At 64.8% G+C, this 15,188-nt stretch carries 17 protein-coding genes; 6 read left to right on the plus strand and 11 right to left on the minus strand.

The annotated features are described in order from the left end of the window. Window positions 1-143: 143 nt before the first annotated feature. The gene (gene yaaA, locus F0185_RS31250) at window positions 144-914 is read right to left on the minus strand and encodes a peroxide stress protein YaaA (RefSeq protein ID WP_167232161.1); all 771 of its coding nucleotides are present in this window, start codon (window positions 912-914) and stop codon (window positions 144-146) included. A gap of 37 nt (window positions 915-951) precedes the next feature. Here yaaA and F0185_RS31255 point away from each other — a divergent pair, with 37 nt between their 5' ends. After that, window positions 952-1,404 (plus strand): putative toxin-antitoxin system toxin component, PIN family, encoded by a 453-nt coding sequence (locus F0185_RS31255; RefSeq protein ID WP_167232163.1) that lies wholly within the window; start codon window positions 952-954, stop codon window positions 1,402-1,404. Window positions 1,405-1,485: 81 nt separating this feature from the next. Here the strand turns inward: F0185_RS31255 and F0185_RS31260 are convergent, their stop codons facing one another. Together F0185_RS31260 and F0185_RS31265 are read right to left on the minus strand one after the other, a co-directional pair. After that, entirely contained in the window at window positions 1,486-2,553 is a 1,068-nt protein-coding gene (locus F0185_RS31260) for an NAD(P)/FAD-dependent oxidoreductase (RefSeq protein WP_167232165.1), read from the minus strand. A gap of 33 nt (window positions 2,554-2,586) precedes the next feature. Beyond that, window positions 2,587-3,618, minus strand: a complete 1,032-nt coding sequence (locus F0185_RS31265; RefSeq protein WP_167232167.1) for a WD40/YVTN/BNR-like repeat-containing protein — start codon at window positions 3,616-3,618, stop codon at window positions 2,587-2,589. A gap of 145 nt (window positions 3,619-3,763) precedes the next feature. On the opposite strand from F0185_RS31265, the gene F0185_RS31270 reads away from it, so the two are divergent. The 4 genes from F0185_RS31270 (at window position 3,764) to F0185_RS31285 (ending at window position 7,040) form a co-directional block, all read left to right on the plus strand. Next, entirely contained in the window at window positions 3,764-4,921 is a 1,158-nt protein-coding gene (locus tag F0185_RS31270) for a pyridoxal phosphate-dependent aminotransferase (RefSeq protein ID WP_167232169.1), read from the plus strand. A 111-nt stretch (window positions 4,922-5,032) separates the two neighbouring features. Then, the gene (locus F0185_RS31275) at window positions 5,033-5,479 is read left to right on the plus strand and encodes a hypothetical protein (protein WP_167232171.1); all 447 of its coding nucleotides are present in this window, start codon (window positions 5,033-5,035) and stop codon (window positions 5,477-5,479) included. Window positions 5,480-5,499: 20 nt separating this feature from the next. Beyond that, a complete protein-coding gene (locus tag F0185_RS35540) occupies window positions 5,500-6,039 on the plus strand; it encodes a pyridoxal phosphate-dependent aspartate aminotransferase family protein (protein ID WP_167232173.1) in 540 nt (179 codons plus the stop codon). Continuing rightward, on the plus strand, window positions 5,964-7,040 hold the full coding sequence (locus tag F0185_RS31285; protein ID WP_229477288.1) for an HD-GYP domain-containing protein: 1,077 nt from the start codon (window positions 5,964-5,966) through the stop codon (window positions 7,038-7,040). The genes F0185_RS35540 and F0185_RS31285 overlap by 76 nt, the downstream gene beginning before the upstream one ends. Before the next feature lie 21 nt (window positions 7,041-7,061). Here F0185_RS31285 and F0185_RS31290 read toward each other — a convergent pair whose 3' ends face one another. Then, the gene (locus F0185_RS31290) at window positions 7,062-7,979 is read right to left on the minus strand and encodes a LysR substrate-binding domain-containing protein (RefSeq protein ID WP_167232177.1); all 918 of its coding nucleotides are present in this window, start codon (window positions 7,977-7,979) and stop codon (window positions 7,062-7,064) included. Between the two features lie 136 nt (window positions 7,980-8,115). Between F0185_RS31290 and F0185_RS31295 the strand changes: the two genes are divergently transcribed. Further along, window positions 8,116-8,511: a RidA family protein gene (locus F0185_RS31295; RefSeq protein WP_167232179.1), complete on the plus strand. Its 396-nt coding sequence runs from the start codon at window positions 8,116-8,118 to the stop codon at window positions 8,509-8,511. A gap of 41 nt (window positions 8,512-8,552) precedes the next feature. Here the strand turns inward: F0185_RS31295 and F0185_RS35255 are convergent, their stop codons facing one another. The 7 genes from F0185_RS35255 to F0185_RS31330 are packed head-to-tail and all read right to left on the minus strand — an operon-like array spanning window position 8,553 to window position 15,051. Further along, window positions 8,553-9,602 carry a tetratricopeptide repeat protein gene (locus F0185_RS35255; RefSeq protein ID WP_167232181.1) on the minus strand — a complete coding sequence of 350 codons (1,050 nt, stop codon included), beginning with the start codon at window positions 9,600-9,602 and terminating at the stop codon, window positions 8,553-8,555. Further along, window positions 9,599-10,489: an ExeA family protein gene (locus tag F0185_RS31305; protein WP_167232183.1), complete on the minus strand. Its 891-nt coding sequence runs from the start codon at window positions 10,487-10,489 to the stop codon at window positions 9,599-9,601. The genes F0185_RS35255 and F0185_RS31305 overlap by 4 nt, the downstream gene beginning before the upstream one ends. A gap of 1 nt (window position 10,490) precedes the next feature. Further along, window positions 10,491-12,284 (minus strand): pilus (MSHA type) biogenesis protein MshL, encoded by a 1,794-nt coding sequence (mshL, locus tag F0185_RS31310; RefSeq protein ID WP_441295237.1) that lies wholly within the window; start codon window positions 12,282-12,284, stop codon window positions 10,491-10,493. Between the two features lie 38 nt (window positions 12,285-12,322). Continuing rightward, window positions 12,323-12,691: a hypothetical protein gene (locus tag F0185_RS31315; RefSeq protein WP_229477286.1), complete on the minus strand. Its 369-nt coding sequence runs from the start codon at window positions 12,689-12,691 to the stop codon at window positions 12,323-12,325. 13 nt (window positions 12,692-12,704) lie between these two features. Further along, complete coding sequence (locus F0185_RS31320) at window positions 12,705-13,391, minus strand: type II secretion system protein M (protein WP_167232185.1); 687 nt, start codon at window positions 13,389-13,391, stop codon at window positions 12,705-12,707. Next, window positions 13,388-14,113 carry a PilN domain-containing protein gene (locus F0185_RS31325; RefSeq protein WP_187362701.1) on the minus strand — a complete coding sequence of 242 codons (726 nt, stop codon included), beginning with the start codon at window positions 14,111-14,113 and terminating at the stop codon, window positions 13,388-13,390. Before F0185_RS31325 ends, F0185_RS31320 begins: the two co-directional genes overlap by 4 nt. After that, window positions 14,110-15,051: a type IV pilus biogenesis protein PilM gene (locus F0185_RS31330; protein WP_167232187.1), complete on the minus strand. Its 942-nt coding sequence runs from the start codon at window positions 15,049-15,051 to the stop codon at window positions 14,110-14,112. Before F0185_RS31330 ends, F0185_RS31325 begins: the two co-directional genes overlap by 4 nt. Window positions 15,052-15,188: the final 137 nt, after the last annotated feature.

The following is a 15,188-nucleotide window of genomic DNA, read 5'->3' on the forward strand; positions in this document are numbered from 1 at the left end:
CGCCTGCTACGCAATCTTGCAAAACGCGCGGAACAGTTGGGCATGACACTTACCCCGGCTACCGCATGAACAACACCATGGCCGGGAGGGGGCGGCGGTGTTGTTTCTTAAGAGACCTGACACCGGCCGGCGGGAGAAGTTTGTTACTCCTCCACCTTGCGCCGGAAAATCCAGGTCCGCTCGTCCGAATCCTTCTTGTCGAACGCATATCCGTCCACCTTGAAGCCCTTGAGCTTGTCGGCGTCCACGATGCCCTTGACCGCCGCATAGCGCGCCATCAAGCCGCGCGCCCGCTTGGCGTAGAACGAAATGATCTTGTACTTGCCGCCTTTCCAGTCCTCGAACACGGGCGTGATCACCGGCACCGTCAACAACTTGGGCTTGACCGACTTGAAGTATTCTTCCGACGCCAGGTTGACCAGTACCCTGGCCTCCTTGTCGGCAATGGCGGCATTGAGCGCGCCCGTGACCGTCTCGCCCCAAAAAGCGTACAGGTCCTTGCCCGCCCCGGTGGCCAGCTTGGTGCCCATCTCCAGCCGGTGCGGGTGGATCAGGTCGAGCGGACGCAGCACGCCGTACAGGCCGGATAGAATACGCACGCTGCGTTGCGCATAGTCGAGCTGGCCCGGTTTGAGCGAACGGGCGTCGAAACCGGCGTACACGTCGCCATTGAAGGCCATGATCGCCTGGCGCGCTTCCTTGGTGTCAACGCTCCAGCTGGCATAACGGCCGACGTTGAGCACGGCCAGCGCGTCGGAAATGTGCATCAGGCTGCCCAACTCGGCCGGCGAATAGTGGCGCAGCACCTCGATCAGGGCGCTGGATCGGTCCAGGAAAGCGGGTGTACTGTGGAGTTTGGTGGTCGGGGGCGTGTCCAGGTCCAGCGATTTGGCGGGCGACAAAACAATCAGCATAAGATTCAATCAACTTACTACGAATAAACAGACCAATATGATACCCGCTCCAGCCAAACGCATCGTGCTCGACACCAATGTCTGCCTCGACCTGTTCGTCTTCCACGATCCCCGCTGGGCCAGCCTGCTGGCCGCCATCGACAGCGGCTCGGTCGAGGCCGTCACGCGCGCCGATTGTCGCGAAGAATACCTGGTGGTGCTGCACTACAAGCACCTGCCGCTCGACGAGGCCAGCCGCCCGCTAGCAGCCGCGCGCTTCGACGCCCTCATCACCGTGGTCGCGCCCGACGCCAAACCGGTGCGCCTGCCGGTGTGCACCGACCGCGACGACCAGAAATTCCTCGAGCTGGCGCGCGACGCCGGCGCCGACATTCTCATCACTAAGGACAAGGCCCTGCTGAAACTGGCGCGCAAGACGGCCCAGGCCGGCATGTTCCGCATCATGCTGCCGGAAGCCTGGGTCAAGCTGGCCGCTGCCGAGGCCGTCTGAACCGTGTGCAGATGCGCCTGTTTTGTACTGCGCACGATGCCAAAATCACACGCCCGCCGACAGCGCGCCGGGCTGGCAATGTCAGGTCGCCGGACTGGCCAGAAAACGTTCCGGACCGCATGGGCCGAGGGCTGCCGATCGCTCGCCATCCATGATCTCCTCGCTCGCAAGGCGGCCAGCGATCGCCGCCAAGGTCACTCCCGGATGCATCGTGCAAACATACAGGCCTGCGACAGCGGGCAGATAGCCAATGATGGGAATCCCATCGGCCGGCATGGGGCGCAGGCCAACGCAGGCCCATGCCGGCTTGATCTCGCCAGCCCCGTCGAGTTCATTGCCGATTGCGCCAGCAGTGCGTAGCGCCATGGCCAATGGCTGGTTGCCGACAGTATCATCGAGAAAATCCTCGGCCGCGAACAAGGTCCCATCCGCGCCTTGCCGCACCTCCATTGCAGCGCTGGAGATGATGGTGCGAACAAGACCGGGCCGGGATGTGTAGCGCATGAATACCGCCGGGGAAGATACGATTGGAAGCGAGACATGCAATTTGTCGGTCAGTCGTCCGATGCCGGTGCCGGCTGCCAGCACCACCGTGTCTGCGTCGATCGTGCCGCTGCCCGTCTCGATCCCCGTCACCCGCGCGCCCTCGACTGCAAGGGCGAGAACCGGCGTCTGCGTGAGTATCGTCGCCCCATGCTCCCTGGCGCCTGCGATCAATGCCTGCGTCGCCACCACCGCATCGAGCGCGCCCTGCCTTGGCGCGTAGGCGGCCTGGCTGGGCGGGTTCCTGAGATGCGGTTCCAGCCGGGCTATGCGAAACCGGTCCACCAGTACCGTGCCAGGCGGCATGGCTTCCCCTGCGTCGAGGCCATACGACAGGGCGCCCGTCCATTGAATCTTCAGTCCAGGCAGCTGCGTTTCCAGGTGGCGGTACGCATCGATGGCGGCACCGCGCAATTGCGCAATGGGATCGGGACTCATGGCGGACGTATTAATCCATGCGAATGATCGCCCGGTCACGCCGGAGGCGATGGCGCCGGCCTCGACGACCGTGACCTGCGCGCCCTTGCGCGCCAGGTGGTACGCGAGCGATGCCCCGACAATGCCCGCGCCGACGATAACGATACGTTTCTGTTCATGGTGATTCATATAACGGCCTCGATCTTCCTGTCAGTGTTCAATTCAGCTCGCATGGCGCAGTGGAGGATTATCCGGAAACGCCACACGCGTCCATGTCGTTCCATCGAAGCACGCCAGGTCCTTGAATCCGAACGACCACAGCACGCCATCGTGCACGTCCAGCACGTTGGCGTCGGCAATGTCCGGAACCAGGCCGGTGCGCAAGCGCTCGATGTGTTCACCGTTGAAGGTGAACAGGCCGCTTTCCGAAGCGAGATAGACGGTATCGCCAAACACGGCGACGCTGGAAAAGATCTCATCGGCATCGCCAGCACCGACTGCGGCGAAGCCCTCTTTCCAATTGCCGTGCAGCAGGGTGCCATGATAGCCGCACACCCACACCGCGTCCGCGCTGGCGCAGCAGACGGCGAGCAGTATGGCATCCGTATCGCACCGGACCGGACGCCAGGCCGTTCCGTCATGGTGAAAAATCCTGCCTGAATCGCCGACCGTGTAGATATCCGCCTCACTGATACCGTTGATATCGCTGAGCATCATGGTGTCCGCGAACAAGTTGTCGATGTCGCTGAGATCGCCCGCGTGCAGTCGGGCCAGCATGGCATCGACGCTGCTGGACGACTGCAGCAAACCGTGGTCGGCATGCACCCAGGTGTCATGCTCGCGGCGATACACCTGCCCCATGCCGCCGCACACGTACAGCCGCTGGCCGATTTCACGAATGGCGCTAACATAGCCGTACTTGTCCGCCTCGGGCGTGCTCAAGCCGGCGTCGGCAATCTGCTCGATGATCTCGCCGCCCACGTATTCGAGGCGCACCTGCCCTTCGCTGGACAGGGTGCAATACATACGGCGCGGGCCGGCCCTGGCAACGCACACCGAAACACCTGTCCAACCGGGTAAGTCGAGGTGAACCCATTGATCCTGCGCTTGTTGATTGTCGAAGAAGAGGACACGGGAATACCGGTCTTCGGGGTCGAGACTGTCTAGCTCTGCGCACAGATAGATATAGTCCTTCTCGATCACGCATCCGGTCATGAAAGTGAGCGCTGCGTCGTATTTCTGCTTTTTCGCCATCCGTTTTCCTGTTTTTCTTTGCTAACAACCGGAATGAACCCTCCGGTGAGCCACCATACCAGCCCTCCGCTGGTTCCCATCCGGCCGGCGGGTGGCAACGCGCGCCTGCGCTAGAATAGCTGTCCGCTTAACTTTCCGATCGCCCATGTCCACTCCCGTCCTGCACACCCGCCTGCCCGCCGTCGGCACCACCGTTTTTTCGCTGATGTCGGCGCTGGCCAGCGAGCATGGGGCGGTCAACCTGGGCCAGGGCTTTCCCGACTTTGCCTGCGAGCCGGCCCTGCTCGATCATGTCGACGCCGCCATGCGCGCCGGCCACAACCAGTATCCGATGATGACCGGCGTGCCCGCCCTGCGCGCCGCCATCGCGGCCAAGATCGCGACCGTGTACGGCGCGCGCTACGATGCCGCCAGCGAAATCACCGTCACCGCCGGCGCCACCCAGGCCCTGACCACCGCCATCTTCTGCTGCGTGCATCCGGGCGACGAGGTGATCGTCATCGAACCGGCCTACGACAGCTATTTGCCGGCCATCGCCCTGGCCGGCGGCGTGCCGGTGCCGGTCGCGATGGAGCTCGGCGAGCAAGGCTACACCGTGCCGTGGGACCGGCTCGCAGCAGCGGTCACGCCGCGCACGCGCCTGATCGTCATCAACACTCCGCACAACCCGACCGGCTCGGTGCTGCGCGCGGCCGACCTGCAAGCGCTGGCCGACATCGTGCGCGGCAGCGACATACTGATCCTGTCGGACGAGGTGTACGAGCACATGGTCTACGACGGCGCGCGCCACGAGTCGGTGAGCCGTTATCCGGAGCTGGCCGAACGCAGCTTCGTGGTATCGAGCTTTGGCAAGACGTATCACGTCACTGGCTGGAAAATCGGCTACGTCGCCGCCCCGGCCAGCCTGATGGCGGAATTTCGCAAGGTACATCAATACAATGTCTTCAGCGTCAACACGCCGATGCAGCATGGCCTGGCGAGCTACATGGCCGACCCCGCGCCTTACCTGGACTTGCCGGCGTTTTACCAGCGCAAGCGCGACCTGTTCCGCGATGGCTTGAAGGGCTCCCGCTTCACCTTGTTGCCAGCCGACGGCACCTATTTTCAGTGTGTCCGGTACGACGCGATGTCGCCGATGCCGGAGTCCGAATTTGCACAATGGCTCACCACCGAGATCAAGGTCGCCGCCATTCCCGTGTCCGCGTTTTACAGCAAGGGCCAGGAATCGGGCATCGTGCGCTTTTGCTTCGCCAAGCAAGACGACACCTTGCGCCTGGCGCTGGAGCGCCTCGCCAGGCTGTGATGGAGCGCGGACCCCAGGTCCCCGCTCCCGAACAACATTGTACAAAAATACATTCAACGCTAAAATGCAACAAGCGCGTCGATCGTTCACGACGCTCATCTGGCGCGCGGCTTGGAAAGCTTTCACACAGTTCACACCTTCGTCGGAAGGAACGCTTTCACTCAATTAACGGGAGATCAAAAAGTGCCATTCCATAACACGCGACATTTTATACAACGAGTTTATGGCGACCGCATCGTCTGGACCGCCAATCATCGCGAGGTTTCCGCTCAAGACGTCGAAAAGGTGGTTGAGCAATACCGCCATGAAGGCAGATTGACGATCTACAGCGGGACCCATGGCGACCCGGAGGGCAACTTCAGCGGTATCGACTATGCTGTTCGTGATTTTGCCATTGAGGACAGGGAAACGTCCAATTCGAATCCGAGGATACGTGTTGTTAATGTCGGCAGAGTCAAAATCAACATCCCCGACACGATTGCCAATGCCACTACCGATATCATGTTCGCGTGGTGCTTCAGCCACGCTTCAATTACCCACAAATCCCCGTACGTCTGAACCGCCCGTGCAAGCGGTGGGTGTGGCACGTCCTGCGCTGCGCCGTCGCGGCCAGGATCGCCAATGTGTGCGGCGCGCGCGGTCATGCCGCGCACGCGCCTGATCGTCATCATGCCCCGCACGACCCGACCGCCCCGGTACTGCGCGCGGCCGACATGCAGGACTTTTACCGGCGCAAGCGTGACCTGTTCCGCGAGGGCCTGACAGGCTCGCGCTGCACGTTGTTGCCATCCGACGCGACCTATTTTCAATGTGTCATGGTCGAGGCAATTTCGCCTATACTGGAGTCGGAATTCGCACAATGGCTGACCACCGTGATCAAGGTCGCCGCCCTTCCCGTGTCCGCGTTGTACAGCAATGGCCGGGCATCGGACATTGTGCGTTTTTGCTTCGCCAAGCAAGACGACACCTGGCGCTGGAGCGTCTGGCCAGATTGTGATCTACCGGAGCTGGAACCAACATCATGGCAATCAGGCGCATCACCATGGCAGACCTGGCGTTCGGCGAACCCTTGCGCTGGGATGTTTTCAGCACGCCGTCGGCCGCCCGTCCGCTGCTGAAAAAGGGCCAGGTGCTCGCGCCCGGCGAATTGGACGACTGGCTCGCGGCCGGCCTGTACGCCGAAGCGTCGGCGCCGGTGTCGGTGCTGCAATCGCTCAACCAGATCAACCGCGGCCTCGAACGCACCCTGATGGACTTGCGCGACCAGGGCGGCGCCGACCGCGAACTGCGCGCCGCCGCCGCCGAGCTGATCGCCACCGTCGAACGCGGCGGCGACGTGGCGCTGGCCGCCATTTTCCTGAACCAGATTGCCGGTGCCTACGCGGTGCGCCATTGCACCGAGGCGGCCGTGATCGCCTGCCTGATCGCGCGCGCGATGGGCAAGTCGCCGGCCGAAGTGCTGGTGGTCACGGCGGCCGCGCTGAGCATGAACGTGGGCATGGTGCGCCAGGCCGAACTGTTCCAGAACAAGGATGGCGCGCTGTCGCATGAAGAACGGGCGCTGGTGCGGCGCCATCCGTCGGCCAGCGTCGAGATGCTGCGCTGGGCCGGCGTGCACGACGAGGCATGGCTCGACCTGGTGTTGCTGCATCATGAAAATGATGACGGCAGCGGCTATCCGGCCGGCAAACTCGGCGATGAGATTTCGCAGAACGCCAAGCTGATCGGGCTGGCCGACCGCTACTGCGCCTTCGTTTCAGCGCGCAATTACCGGCGCTCCCTGCTGCCGCCGCAGGCGCTGGAACGGCTGGGGGCGGGCAACGAGATGCCGTACGACCAGATCGTGCTGGGCCACTTCGCCACGCAGATCGGGGCCTATCCTCCGGGGACGCTGGTACGGCTCGAGAATGCCGAACTGGGCGTGGTGTCGCACCGCGCCCAAGATGGCGCGGGAGTCGGCGTGCATGTGCTGCGCACGGCCGATGGCAAGAGCCCGGGCGAGGCGCGCGAGCGTGTCACCAGCGAGCCGGGCTGCGCGATTACGGAAGCCTTGCATGAGGATCATGCGAAGTTAAGGTTTCCGATGAAGCAGATTTGGGGAGAGTTGGCGAGTTTGTAGCTAACGCGTCGTTCCCCTGCCTCACCCGGTGGGTCCGGGCAGCGCGACAGGGCTGGTCGGTGCATCGGCCTGGCTGCGCAACCATTCCCATGCCGCGTCGACATGTGGCCCGTGCCGCTGTCCCGCACTGCGGACCAGATGATACGCATGCCCCGCCATGCTCGGGCCGAACGGCTGCGCCAGGCGCCCTGCCGCGATGTCGGCGGCCACCAGTTCCAGGCTCAGAAGCGCAATTCCCTGGCCGGCCAGCGCCGCCTGGATCGCATGGTCTTCACCAGAAAAAAGTAGCTGGCCGTGATGTGACTTCCACGGCAAGCCCGCTTGTGCGAACCAGTTCTTCCAGGTCGGGTTGAGCGGATGCGCGTGGCTCCACTTGAAATCGATCAACGGGACCTGGTCCAGGTCCGCCAGTGTCAACAGGCCAAGCTGGGGGCCGGACACCGGCGCGAAGCGGTCGGCGAACAGCGGCTGCGCGACCATGCCCGAATACGGCCCGCGCCCGTAGCGAATCGCTATGTCGGCACGGTCGGACCCGAGCTCGACTGCCTGATCGGATGCATGCAGCTCCAGATCGATGTCCGGGTACATCTGTCGAAAGTGCGCCACCCGGGGCGCGAGCCAGCGCGCCATGAACGCATTGGTCGCCGAGATGACGACCCGGCGCCGCGCCTGCGCCGTCTCGAGGCGCTGCAAGACCGTTTCGAATGCGTTGAAACCGTCACGCAGCACCGGATACAGCTCCACCCCGGCGTCGGTCAGGACGACTTTGCGCACCTGCCGCTCGAACAGGGTCAATCCGGTCAATTCCTCGAGAGCGCGAATCTGATGGCTGATCGCGGTCGGCGTGACGGCGAGTTCATTGGCGGCTTGCTTGAAGCTGCCATGCCGGGCTGCCGCTTCGAACGCGCGTAGTGCCGAAAGTGGGGGAAGTCGCCGCATTGCGCCTACAGGTGAAATGAACTCATCTTATGCCTGACAAATGAGCGTTTGTCAACGTCACGGCGCACGCCTATCTTCTCCCTGCGGCACCGCTGGCGCCGCACCCGCATCCCCTACCGTGACCAAGGAGTCAACCATGCTCGAACGAATCATCACCCAGCCGGACAATTACGAACCCTTCCTGCTTTCCCAAGCGATCAAATGGGGCGACCTGCTCTTCGTCTCCGGGCAGGCGGGCGCCGGCGACGATGGGAAAATCGTCGACGGCGGTTTCCGCGCCCAGGGCGAACAGGCTTTCGCCAACCTCAAGCGCGTGCTCGACGCCGGCGGCTCGGGCCTCGACGCCGTCGTCAAGGTCACGATCTTCGTGACCGACATGGGCAACTTCAAGGAGGTGGTGGAACTGCGTCGCCGGTTCTTCACGGCGCCCTACCCGGCCGATACCATCGCCGAAGTCAAGGCCCTGTACGATCCGGCGGCCATGATAGAAATCGAGGCCATCGCCGCGGTGCGTCCAAACACCGGGAATTGATCGGCCGACTGGGCGGGGAGCCGGGCGTGCCTGGGAACCGGTCAGCGTCCCAGCGCCCCCACCTTGCGCTCGACAAAGCCTTGCAGCTCCGGCGACAGGTTGCCCGCCGCCCTGGCGCGCTGGAACGCCGCCAGCGCCTCCGGCAGGCGCTTCTCGGCCTCCAGCGACATCCCCAGCCCCATCCACCAGACGCCATTGTCCGGCGCACTGCGCAGCGCCGCCTGATACTGCTCCACCGCCTCCTGGTGGCGCCGTTCGCGCTGCAAGGCGCCGGCCAGGAAGGCGCGGTACTCGCCATTGCCGCCGGCCGCCGGCAAACTTGCCATCAAGGTATCCACGCCGGACGCGCCGCCGTCGATCTGCATGCGCGCCAGCAGCATGGCCATGGCCGGCTGCCTGGCGTCGAGCGCCAGGCCGGCTTGCAGCAAACGCATCGCCTCGACCGTGCGGCCCTGTTCGATCTGGATCCCGACCAGGGTCTGGCGCGCCGCCTCATGGCGCGGATCGGCCGCCAGCGCCTGCTCCAGCTGCGCCACCGCGTCGCTCACGCGCCCGTCCTGCAGGCTGGCCAGGCTGCGCCGGTAGACACCCTCCGCGCCCTGCCCGCCCGCCGCCTGGCGGCCGGCCTGCGGCGCGGTCGCCTCATCGCTCGCAACCGTCCTGGCGCGGCGGGCCGGCTTGTCCGCTTGCGGCGCCGGCTTCTCCACCTGCGCTGCCGCAACGCGCTCGCGTGGCGGCGCGGCTGGCGTCGGTTCCACCGGCAGCGCCGGCTTGGGCTGCGCCAGCGGCGCCGTGGCCACGGCCGCCACCTGCGGCGCCGGCAACGGTTGCGGCGGAGTGATCACAGCCTGTTGAATCGGCGTGGCCGGCGTCACCAGCGCCACCGGCGCCACGGCCGGCTGGTGCAGCACGCGCCAGCCATACACGCCGCCCACCGAGAGGATCAGCACGCCGGCCAGCGCCCCCATCACCAGCGGGGCCGGCACGGCGCGTTCGCCACGCCCGACCGGGCGCACTTCGGACTGCGCCGCATCACCGCCCTGCGAGCCGCGCGCGTCGAGGTCTTGCAGCATCTTGTTGATCAGACTCATGTGTTCAAGGCCCAGGTAAGTCCGCCGCCCGCCGCCAGGGCCAGCGCCAGCGCGGCGAGCCAGGGCCACCGACGGCGCCTGGCGGAAATCGTATCGCGCACCGCCGCGCTCACGTGGCGCCGGCTCACTTGCTGCTTGCCTTGCCCGTAGCACAGCATCAGCGCCTTGTGCGCGAGAATGTTAACCAGCCGCGGAATGCCGCCGCTGGCCGCGTACAAGGCGCCCACGGCCGGCCGGCTGAACAGCCGCGCACCGCTAAATCCGGCCACGCGCAGCCGGTGCGCCAGGTAATACTCGACGTCGTCGCGCGTCAACGGCCCCAGATGGTAGTGAAAGGTGATGCGCTGGGCCAGCTGGCGGATCGATTGCAGCGCCAGGTTGCGGTTCAGCTCGGGCTGGCCGAACAGCACGATCTGCAACAGCTTGCGCTTTTCGGTTTCCAGGTTGGTCAAGAGGCGCAGCGCTTCCAGGCTCTCGATCGGAATCGCCTGCGCTTCGTCCAGGCACAGCAGCACGCGCTTGCCCTCGCTCGCCAGCGCCATCAGCCTCTGGGTGATGGCCTTGAGCAGCTGGTGCTGGTCGACATCTTTGTCGAGCACCAGTGCCAGTTCGTCGGCCAGCGCCAGCATCAGGGTGCGCGGTTCAAGGTAGGGATTGGGAATGTAGGCGGTGACGAAGCCGTCGCCCAGGGTCGCCATGAACTTGCGGCACAGCAGCGTCTTGCCGGTGCCGACTTCGCCCGTGATCTTGATGAAACCTTCGCCATTCCTGGCCGCCACCAGCAGGGTGTTGAGCGCTTCCTGCGAATGCGGGCTGGTGAAAAAGAAACTCGTGTCCGGCGTGATGCCGAACGGGACTTCGCGCAGGCCGAAGTGCGAGGTGTACATGCTAGCGTTGTCCCGCCGCGCGCGGATCGAGTTCGTCGAAGCGGCGGCTGGTGTCGATCAGGTCCTGGTTCCAGCTGTTGGCGCCGTCGACGATGGTCGGCTTGATCAGCACCACCAGTTCGCGCTTCTGGTTGACGTTGCTCTTGTTGCGAAACAGGTTGCCGAGCACCGGGATATTGCCCGCGCCCGGGATCTGGTTGCCGTCGGCGGTCGAGGACTGGCGCATCAGGCCGCCAATGGCCACCACCCGCCCATCCTGCCCGCGCACCATGCTGTCGATTTCCGACGTGGACGAGGCCGCCAGCGGCAGGCTCAGGTTGCCGGCACTGCCCAGGTTGACCGACTTGCTGACCGTGCTGACCTGGCTGACCGACGGGTGCACGTGCAGCAAAATATTGCCCTTCTCATCGATCTGCGGGGTCACGTCGAGCACCACGCCCGAAAAGAACGGTTGCAGGGTCACGCTCGGGCTGACGGTATTGTTGTTGTCGCCGGTGCTGGTCGTGGTCGAGACGCCGGTCACGTAAAACTCGTCGGTGCCGATCTTGAGCACGGCTTTCTGGTTGTTGATCGTGGCAATGCGCGGGCTCGACAGCACGTGCACGGTGCCCTGCGATTCCAGGAATGAAATCAGGGCGGCGAAATTGCTGGTCTGGAAAGCCAGGCCGAACATCGATCCGGCCGAGGCCGCCGCATTCGAGAGCAGGAAACCGGTGCTGGCCGTCAGGGACTTCGCGTCGCCGATGACCGCCGGCTGGCCGCCGTTATACGGCAGCGGCGCCAGCGAGGTGCCCGGCTGCAGGAAACCGGTCGAGACGCGGTTGCCGTGCGCGCCTCGGAACGAGGCGAACGAGGCCCAGTTGATGCCGCTCTGGAAGCTGTCGTTCAGTTCCACCTCGAGGATCTTGGCTTCCAGGATGACCTGGCGCCCGACCGAGAGCTGGGTCGCCTTGAGGAACATGTCGACATTGCGCAGTTCCTCCGGCATGGCGCGGATCACCACCACGCCCGATTGCGGATTGACCACCACGCTGCGCCCCAGCTCCTTGGAGCCGACGATCGCCGCGAGCGAGGTCTTCAGTTCGAGCCAGAAGTCGCTGTCCGAGGTGGTGCTGACGTTGGTGCTGTCGCTTGGCCCGTTGTTGCCGCTATTGTTGTTGCCACCCTCCTGGCCATTGTTGTTGCCGCCGTTGTTGCCGCCGTTGTTGTTGCCGCCGCTGTTATTGCCGCCGTTATTGCCGCCACTGTTGCCGCCGTTGTTCTGGCTGTTGCTGGCGCTGTTGGTGACCGAGGTGGAGGTCACGCGCAGGTTCGACTTGCCCCTGCGGTTGCCGACCAGGTAATTCACCTGGAAGATGCGGGTCTGCATCGTGAGCGGCTTGACCGAGACCCGGTTGCCCTCGATCCGGAAATCGTAGCCGTACATTTCGCGCACGGCGTCGAGCGCTTCGGCCAGGGTCACGTCCTTCAGGTTGGCGGTGATGTTGCCGCTCACCTCGGGATGGACCAGCATGTTGTAGCGCGTGCCGGTGGCGATCGAGTGGAAGAACTGCTGCGCCGGCACATTGTTGAAGCTGACGTTGAAGCGTTCTTCCAGCGCCTGGCGCGACTTGGGCAGTTGCCCGGCCAGCGCCGCGACCGGCGGCAGCAGGGCCGCGCTGACCGCTTCGTCGAGCGGCGGCGGCGTGCGCCTGGCGGCCACCGCCATCGCGGCGGTGATGTTGTCGTACGTGTCGCGCTTGGGCGCGCTGTTGCAGCCGGCCAGGGTCAGGGCGCTTGCGATCATTGATGCCATCACGAGGTGGTCCACACGGTGTTTGTGCATGCTCTTTGTCAGTCTCTCTCGTTAAGCCGCTGAGGGGATGGCGTGCGCGGGAACAGGCGCAAGACGCGCTGCTCCCTGCCTTTCACCAGTACAACTTCATTGTCCGTCATCCGGGCCACGCGCGCACCCCGGAATTGCTCGCCCAGGCGCACCGTCTGGCCGTCGATCACGGCCACGTGGCGCCCGCCCGCATGACGCGCGATCAGCACCGACTGCAACTGCGGCTCCATGCTCTGCGGCGCCGCCGCAGCGTCGTCGGCCGGGGTGTACAGGCGCGCCGGCGGGCGGGTCGGGTCGGGCAGCGGCCCGGCGGCGCCGGCCGGCCCCACCCACACCAGCGCCAGCGACACCGCGCTCAGCCATCGGCGCGCGCTCATAAAGTGATCCCGCTCATAAGGTGATCCATTTCTTGTCCAGGCTCAAGGTGTACAAGGTCAGGCTCAGGCGCGCGTCGGGATAGGTCTCGACCTCGAGCTGGGCCTTGCCCCAGAACAGCTGGACCGGCATGCTTTCGAGCGCGTCCATGTAGTTGACCATATCCAGGTAATTGCCGCGCACCGTCACTTCGACGCCGTGCGCGTAGATGGCGCGGCCCGCGCCGGGCGCCGGCGCTGCGGCCTCCTCCAGGCCCGGCTCGGGGTCGAACGAGCCGGCGAACGGAATCGCCGGCAAGCTTTTCACGCCCACCAGGCGCAGCCGGCCGTTGGCCTTGAGAATGCGTTCGAGCAGCGGCGCGATGCTTTCGGGCGTGACCAGGCTGTTGTGCGCGGTGCGCAGGCTGTCCGACAACCTGGCGCTGGCGCCCTTGATCACCGCCAGCCGCGCGCGGTTGTCGCGGTCGGGGTCGACCGCGTTCGATTGCGCCATGGCCGTGATTTCGGCATCGATGCCGAGCATATTGTTTTGCTGCTGGCTGATCTGGTTGCGCAACGTCTTCTGGCGCGCGAACAGGGGATCGAACAGGAGGGCGAACAGCACGAACACGACCACGCCGACCGTGGCGCCGAACACCATGGCGCGCTCGCGCACGCTCATGGCGTCGATTTTCATTTGCAGCTTGAGCAGGCGCGCTTTCATTTGGCGGCCTCCGCTTTGATGCTGGCCGCCACCTGCTTCATGTCGGGCGGCGTGGCGTCGGCGGCGCGCGGCGCGGCGGCCACGCGGGCCGGCGCCACGTCCTGCAGGGTGAAATCGATATACGGCGCCATCTGGCCCGGGTCTGGCGCATCCTTGCCGTCAAGCCGCAGGCGCGCCCGGCTCATTTGCAAGCTGGAAAAATTCTTGCCCTGCATGGCCGGTTCGCGCGCCAGGCGGGTGACGAAGGCCGGCACCAGGCTGGCGTCGAGCGCCCTGCCCTGCAAGCCGATATGGTGGCCATCGCCGCCGATGCGCACCCCGGTCAGCCACAGGTCGCCGCCGCCCTGGCGCGCCAGCGCCTTGAAGTAGCGCGCATACCCCTTGCGCGCCACGACCAGGGTTTGTCCGCCCAGCACCTTCGAGACATCGTGCAAGGAAGCGAGGTCGGCTTCGGCGCGGGCGATCTCCAGCTCGAGCTCGCGGCTTTTCTGGCGCGGGGCGAATTCGGCGATGACCCTGGCCTGGCGCTCCTTTTTCAACGCCAGCTGGTCGGCGCCGGCGGCCGCTTCGGCTTCCAGCCGGCCGATGCTGTGGCGGCCCACCATCACCATGGCCAGCGCGCCGGCCACCAGCACGCCGAGCGCGAGCAGCATGTTGCTGGACGTAAAAATCTTCTTCTGCTTGAGAAACTCCGGGTTGAACAGATTGATTTGCTGGCTCAAGAGGCAACCTCCTCTTGCCGCAGGGCCGCGCCCAGGGTCAGGAAAAAGCGCTGCTGCTGCGCGGCGGCGGCCAGTTCCGGCACCGCGTCCAGGTCCAGCACGCTGGCCAGGTCGAGCGACTCGACCTTGGTGTACAGGTTGCTGGACAGGTATTCGTCGAGCCCGCTCGCGCCGGTCGGCGCCAGCACCAGTTTCGAGACGTTGATGAAGTTGTACTGGCGGTCGAAATGGTCGAGCGAACGTTGCAATTCAAGCGTGATCTTGTCGTAGCACACGTGCTTGCGATCATGGTCGCTGTCGAGCAATTGTTCGAGTGTCACGTCGATCCGGCGCGCCAGGTACAGCTCGGCGTTGTAGGTGACAGTCAGCAAGCCGCCCTCGCTGCCGAACGAGAGCACGGCCACGCCGCGCCCTTCCGGTTCGAGCAGGGCCGAGATATTCCGTTGCGCCATTTCGGGAATGTCGATCACCGCCAGCGGCACGCCGGCGTTGACGAAGCGGTTCTGGCGGCTTTCGATCAGGCTGTTGCGCGCGGCCACCGCGAACAGCGATTGGCTGCGGCCCTGGGCCTTGTCGGTGGGAATGTCGAGCACGTCGATGCCGGCCTGGTCGGGCGGGAAATCGAGCATGTCTTTCAGGCGCCAGCGCACGGCGGTGCGCAGCTCGTCGGCCGGCACGTTGGGCGCCTCGACCGAAAGCAACTGGTATTCACCGGCGCCGAGCACGGTTGAGCAGCGAAAACTGTTCGCGTGCAAGTCCTTGCCGGTCTTTTCCAGCATGTCCGGACCGGCGCTTTTGTCGGCCGCATAAAACGCGGCCAGGGTGACGCGCGGCTTGCCCCCGGCCTGGTGCTTGACGCGCGCCGCGAACACGCCCTCGCCATGCAGGGCGATGACCAGCAAACCATCCTTCTTCTTTGATCTCGAGAAAAATCCCATGCCCGCAATCTATATCAATACCGCGCGCGAAGGTCGTGCGGTAGCTTCTTGATTATATTCAAGTTTCATCGCGATTTAACACGAAATTTGCGATCAGCAACTGAAAGCGTCGGATTTCCACCGCATAGTGATAGCAG

The organism is Massilia rubra, assembly GCF_011682065.1.
Lineage (GTDB): Bacteria > Pseudomonadota > Gammaproteobacteria > Burkholderiales > Burkholderiaceae_D > Telluria_A > Telluria_A rubra.

Bases quoted from the DNA above. Each gene is read 5' to 3' on its own strand.
- yaaA (WP_167232161.1), bottom strand. From the start codon at position 914: ATGCTGATTGTTTTGTCGCCCGCCAAATCGCTGGACCTGGACACGCCC.
- F0185_RS31255 (WP_167232163.1), top strand. From the start codon at position 952: ATGATACCCGCTCCAGCCAAACGCATCGTGCTCGACACCAATGTCTGC.
- F0185_RS31260 (WP_167232165.1), bottom strand. From the start codon at position 2,553: ATGAATCACCATGAACAGAAACGTATCGTTATCGTCGGCGCGGGCATT.
- F0185_RS31265 (WP_167232167.1), bottom strand. From the start codon at position 3,618: ATGGCGAAAAAGCAGAAATACGACGCAGCGCTCACTTTCATGACCGGA.
- F0185_RS31270 (WP_167232169.1), top strand. From the start codon at position 3,764: ATGTCCACTCCCGTCCTGCACACCCGCCTGCCCGCCGTCGGCACCACC.
- F0185_RS31285 (WP_229477288.1), top strand. From the start codon at position 5,964: ATGGCAGACCTGGCGTTCGGCGAACCCTTGCGCTGGGATGTTTTCAGC.
- F0185_RS31290 (WP_167232177.1), bottom strand. From the start codon at position 7,979: ATGCGGCGACTTCCCCCACTTTCGGCACTACGCGCGTTCGAAGCGGCA.
- F0185_RS31295 (WP_167232179.1), top strand. From the start codon at position 8,116: ATGCTCGAACGAATCATCACCCAGCCGGACAATTACGAACCCTTCCTG.
- F0185_RS35255 (WP_167232181.1), bottom strand. From the start codon at position 9,602: ATGAGTCTGATCAACAAGATGCTGCAAGACCTCGACGCGCGCGGCTCG.
- F0185_RS31305 (WP_167232183.1), bottom strand. From the start codon at position 10,489: ATGTACACCTCGCACTTCGGCCTGCGCGAAGTCCCGTTCGGCATCACG.
- mshL (WP_441295237.1), bottom strand. From the start codon at position 12,284: ATGGCATCAATGATCGCAAGCGCCCTGACCCTGGCCGGCTGCAACAGC.
- F0185_RS31315 (WP_229477286.1), bottom strand. From the start codon at position 12,691: ATGAGCGCGCGCCGATGGCTGAGCGCGGTGTCGCTGGCGCTGGTGTGG.
- F0185_RS31320 (WP_167232185.1), bottom strand. From the start codon at position 13,391: ATGAAAGCGCGCCTGCTCAAGCTGCAAATGAAAATCGACGCCATGAGC.
- F0185_RS31330 (WP_167232187.1), bottom strand. From the start codon at position 15,051: ATGGGATTTTTCTCGAGATCAAAGAAGAAGGATGGTTTGCTGGTCATC.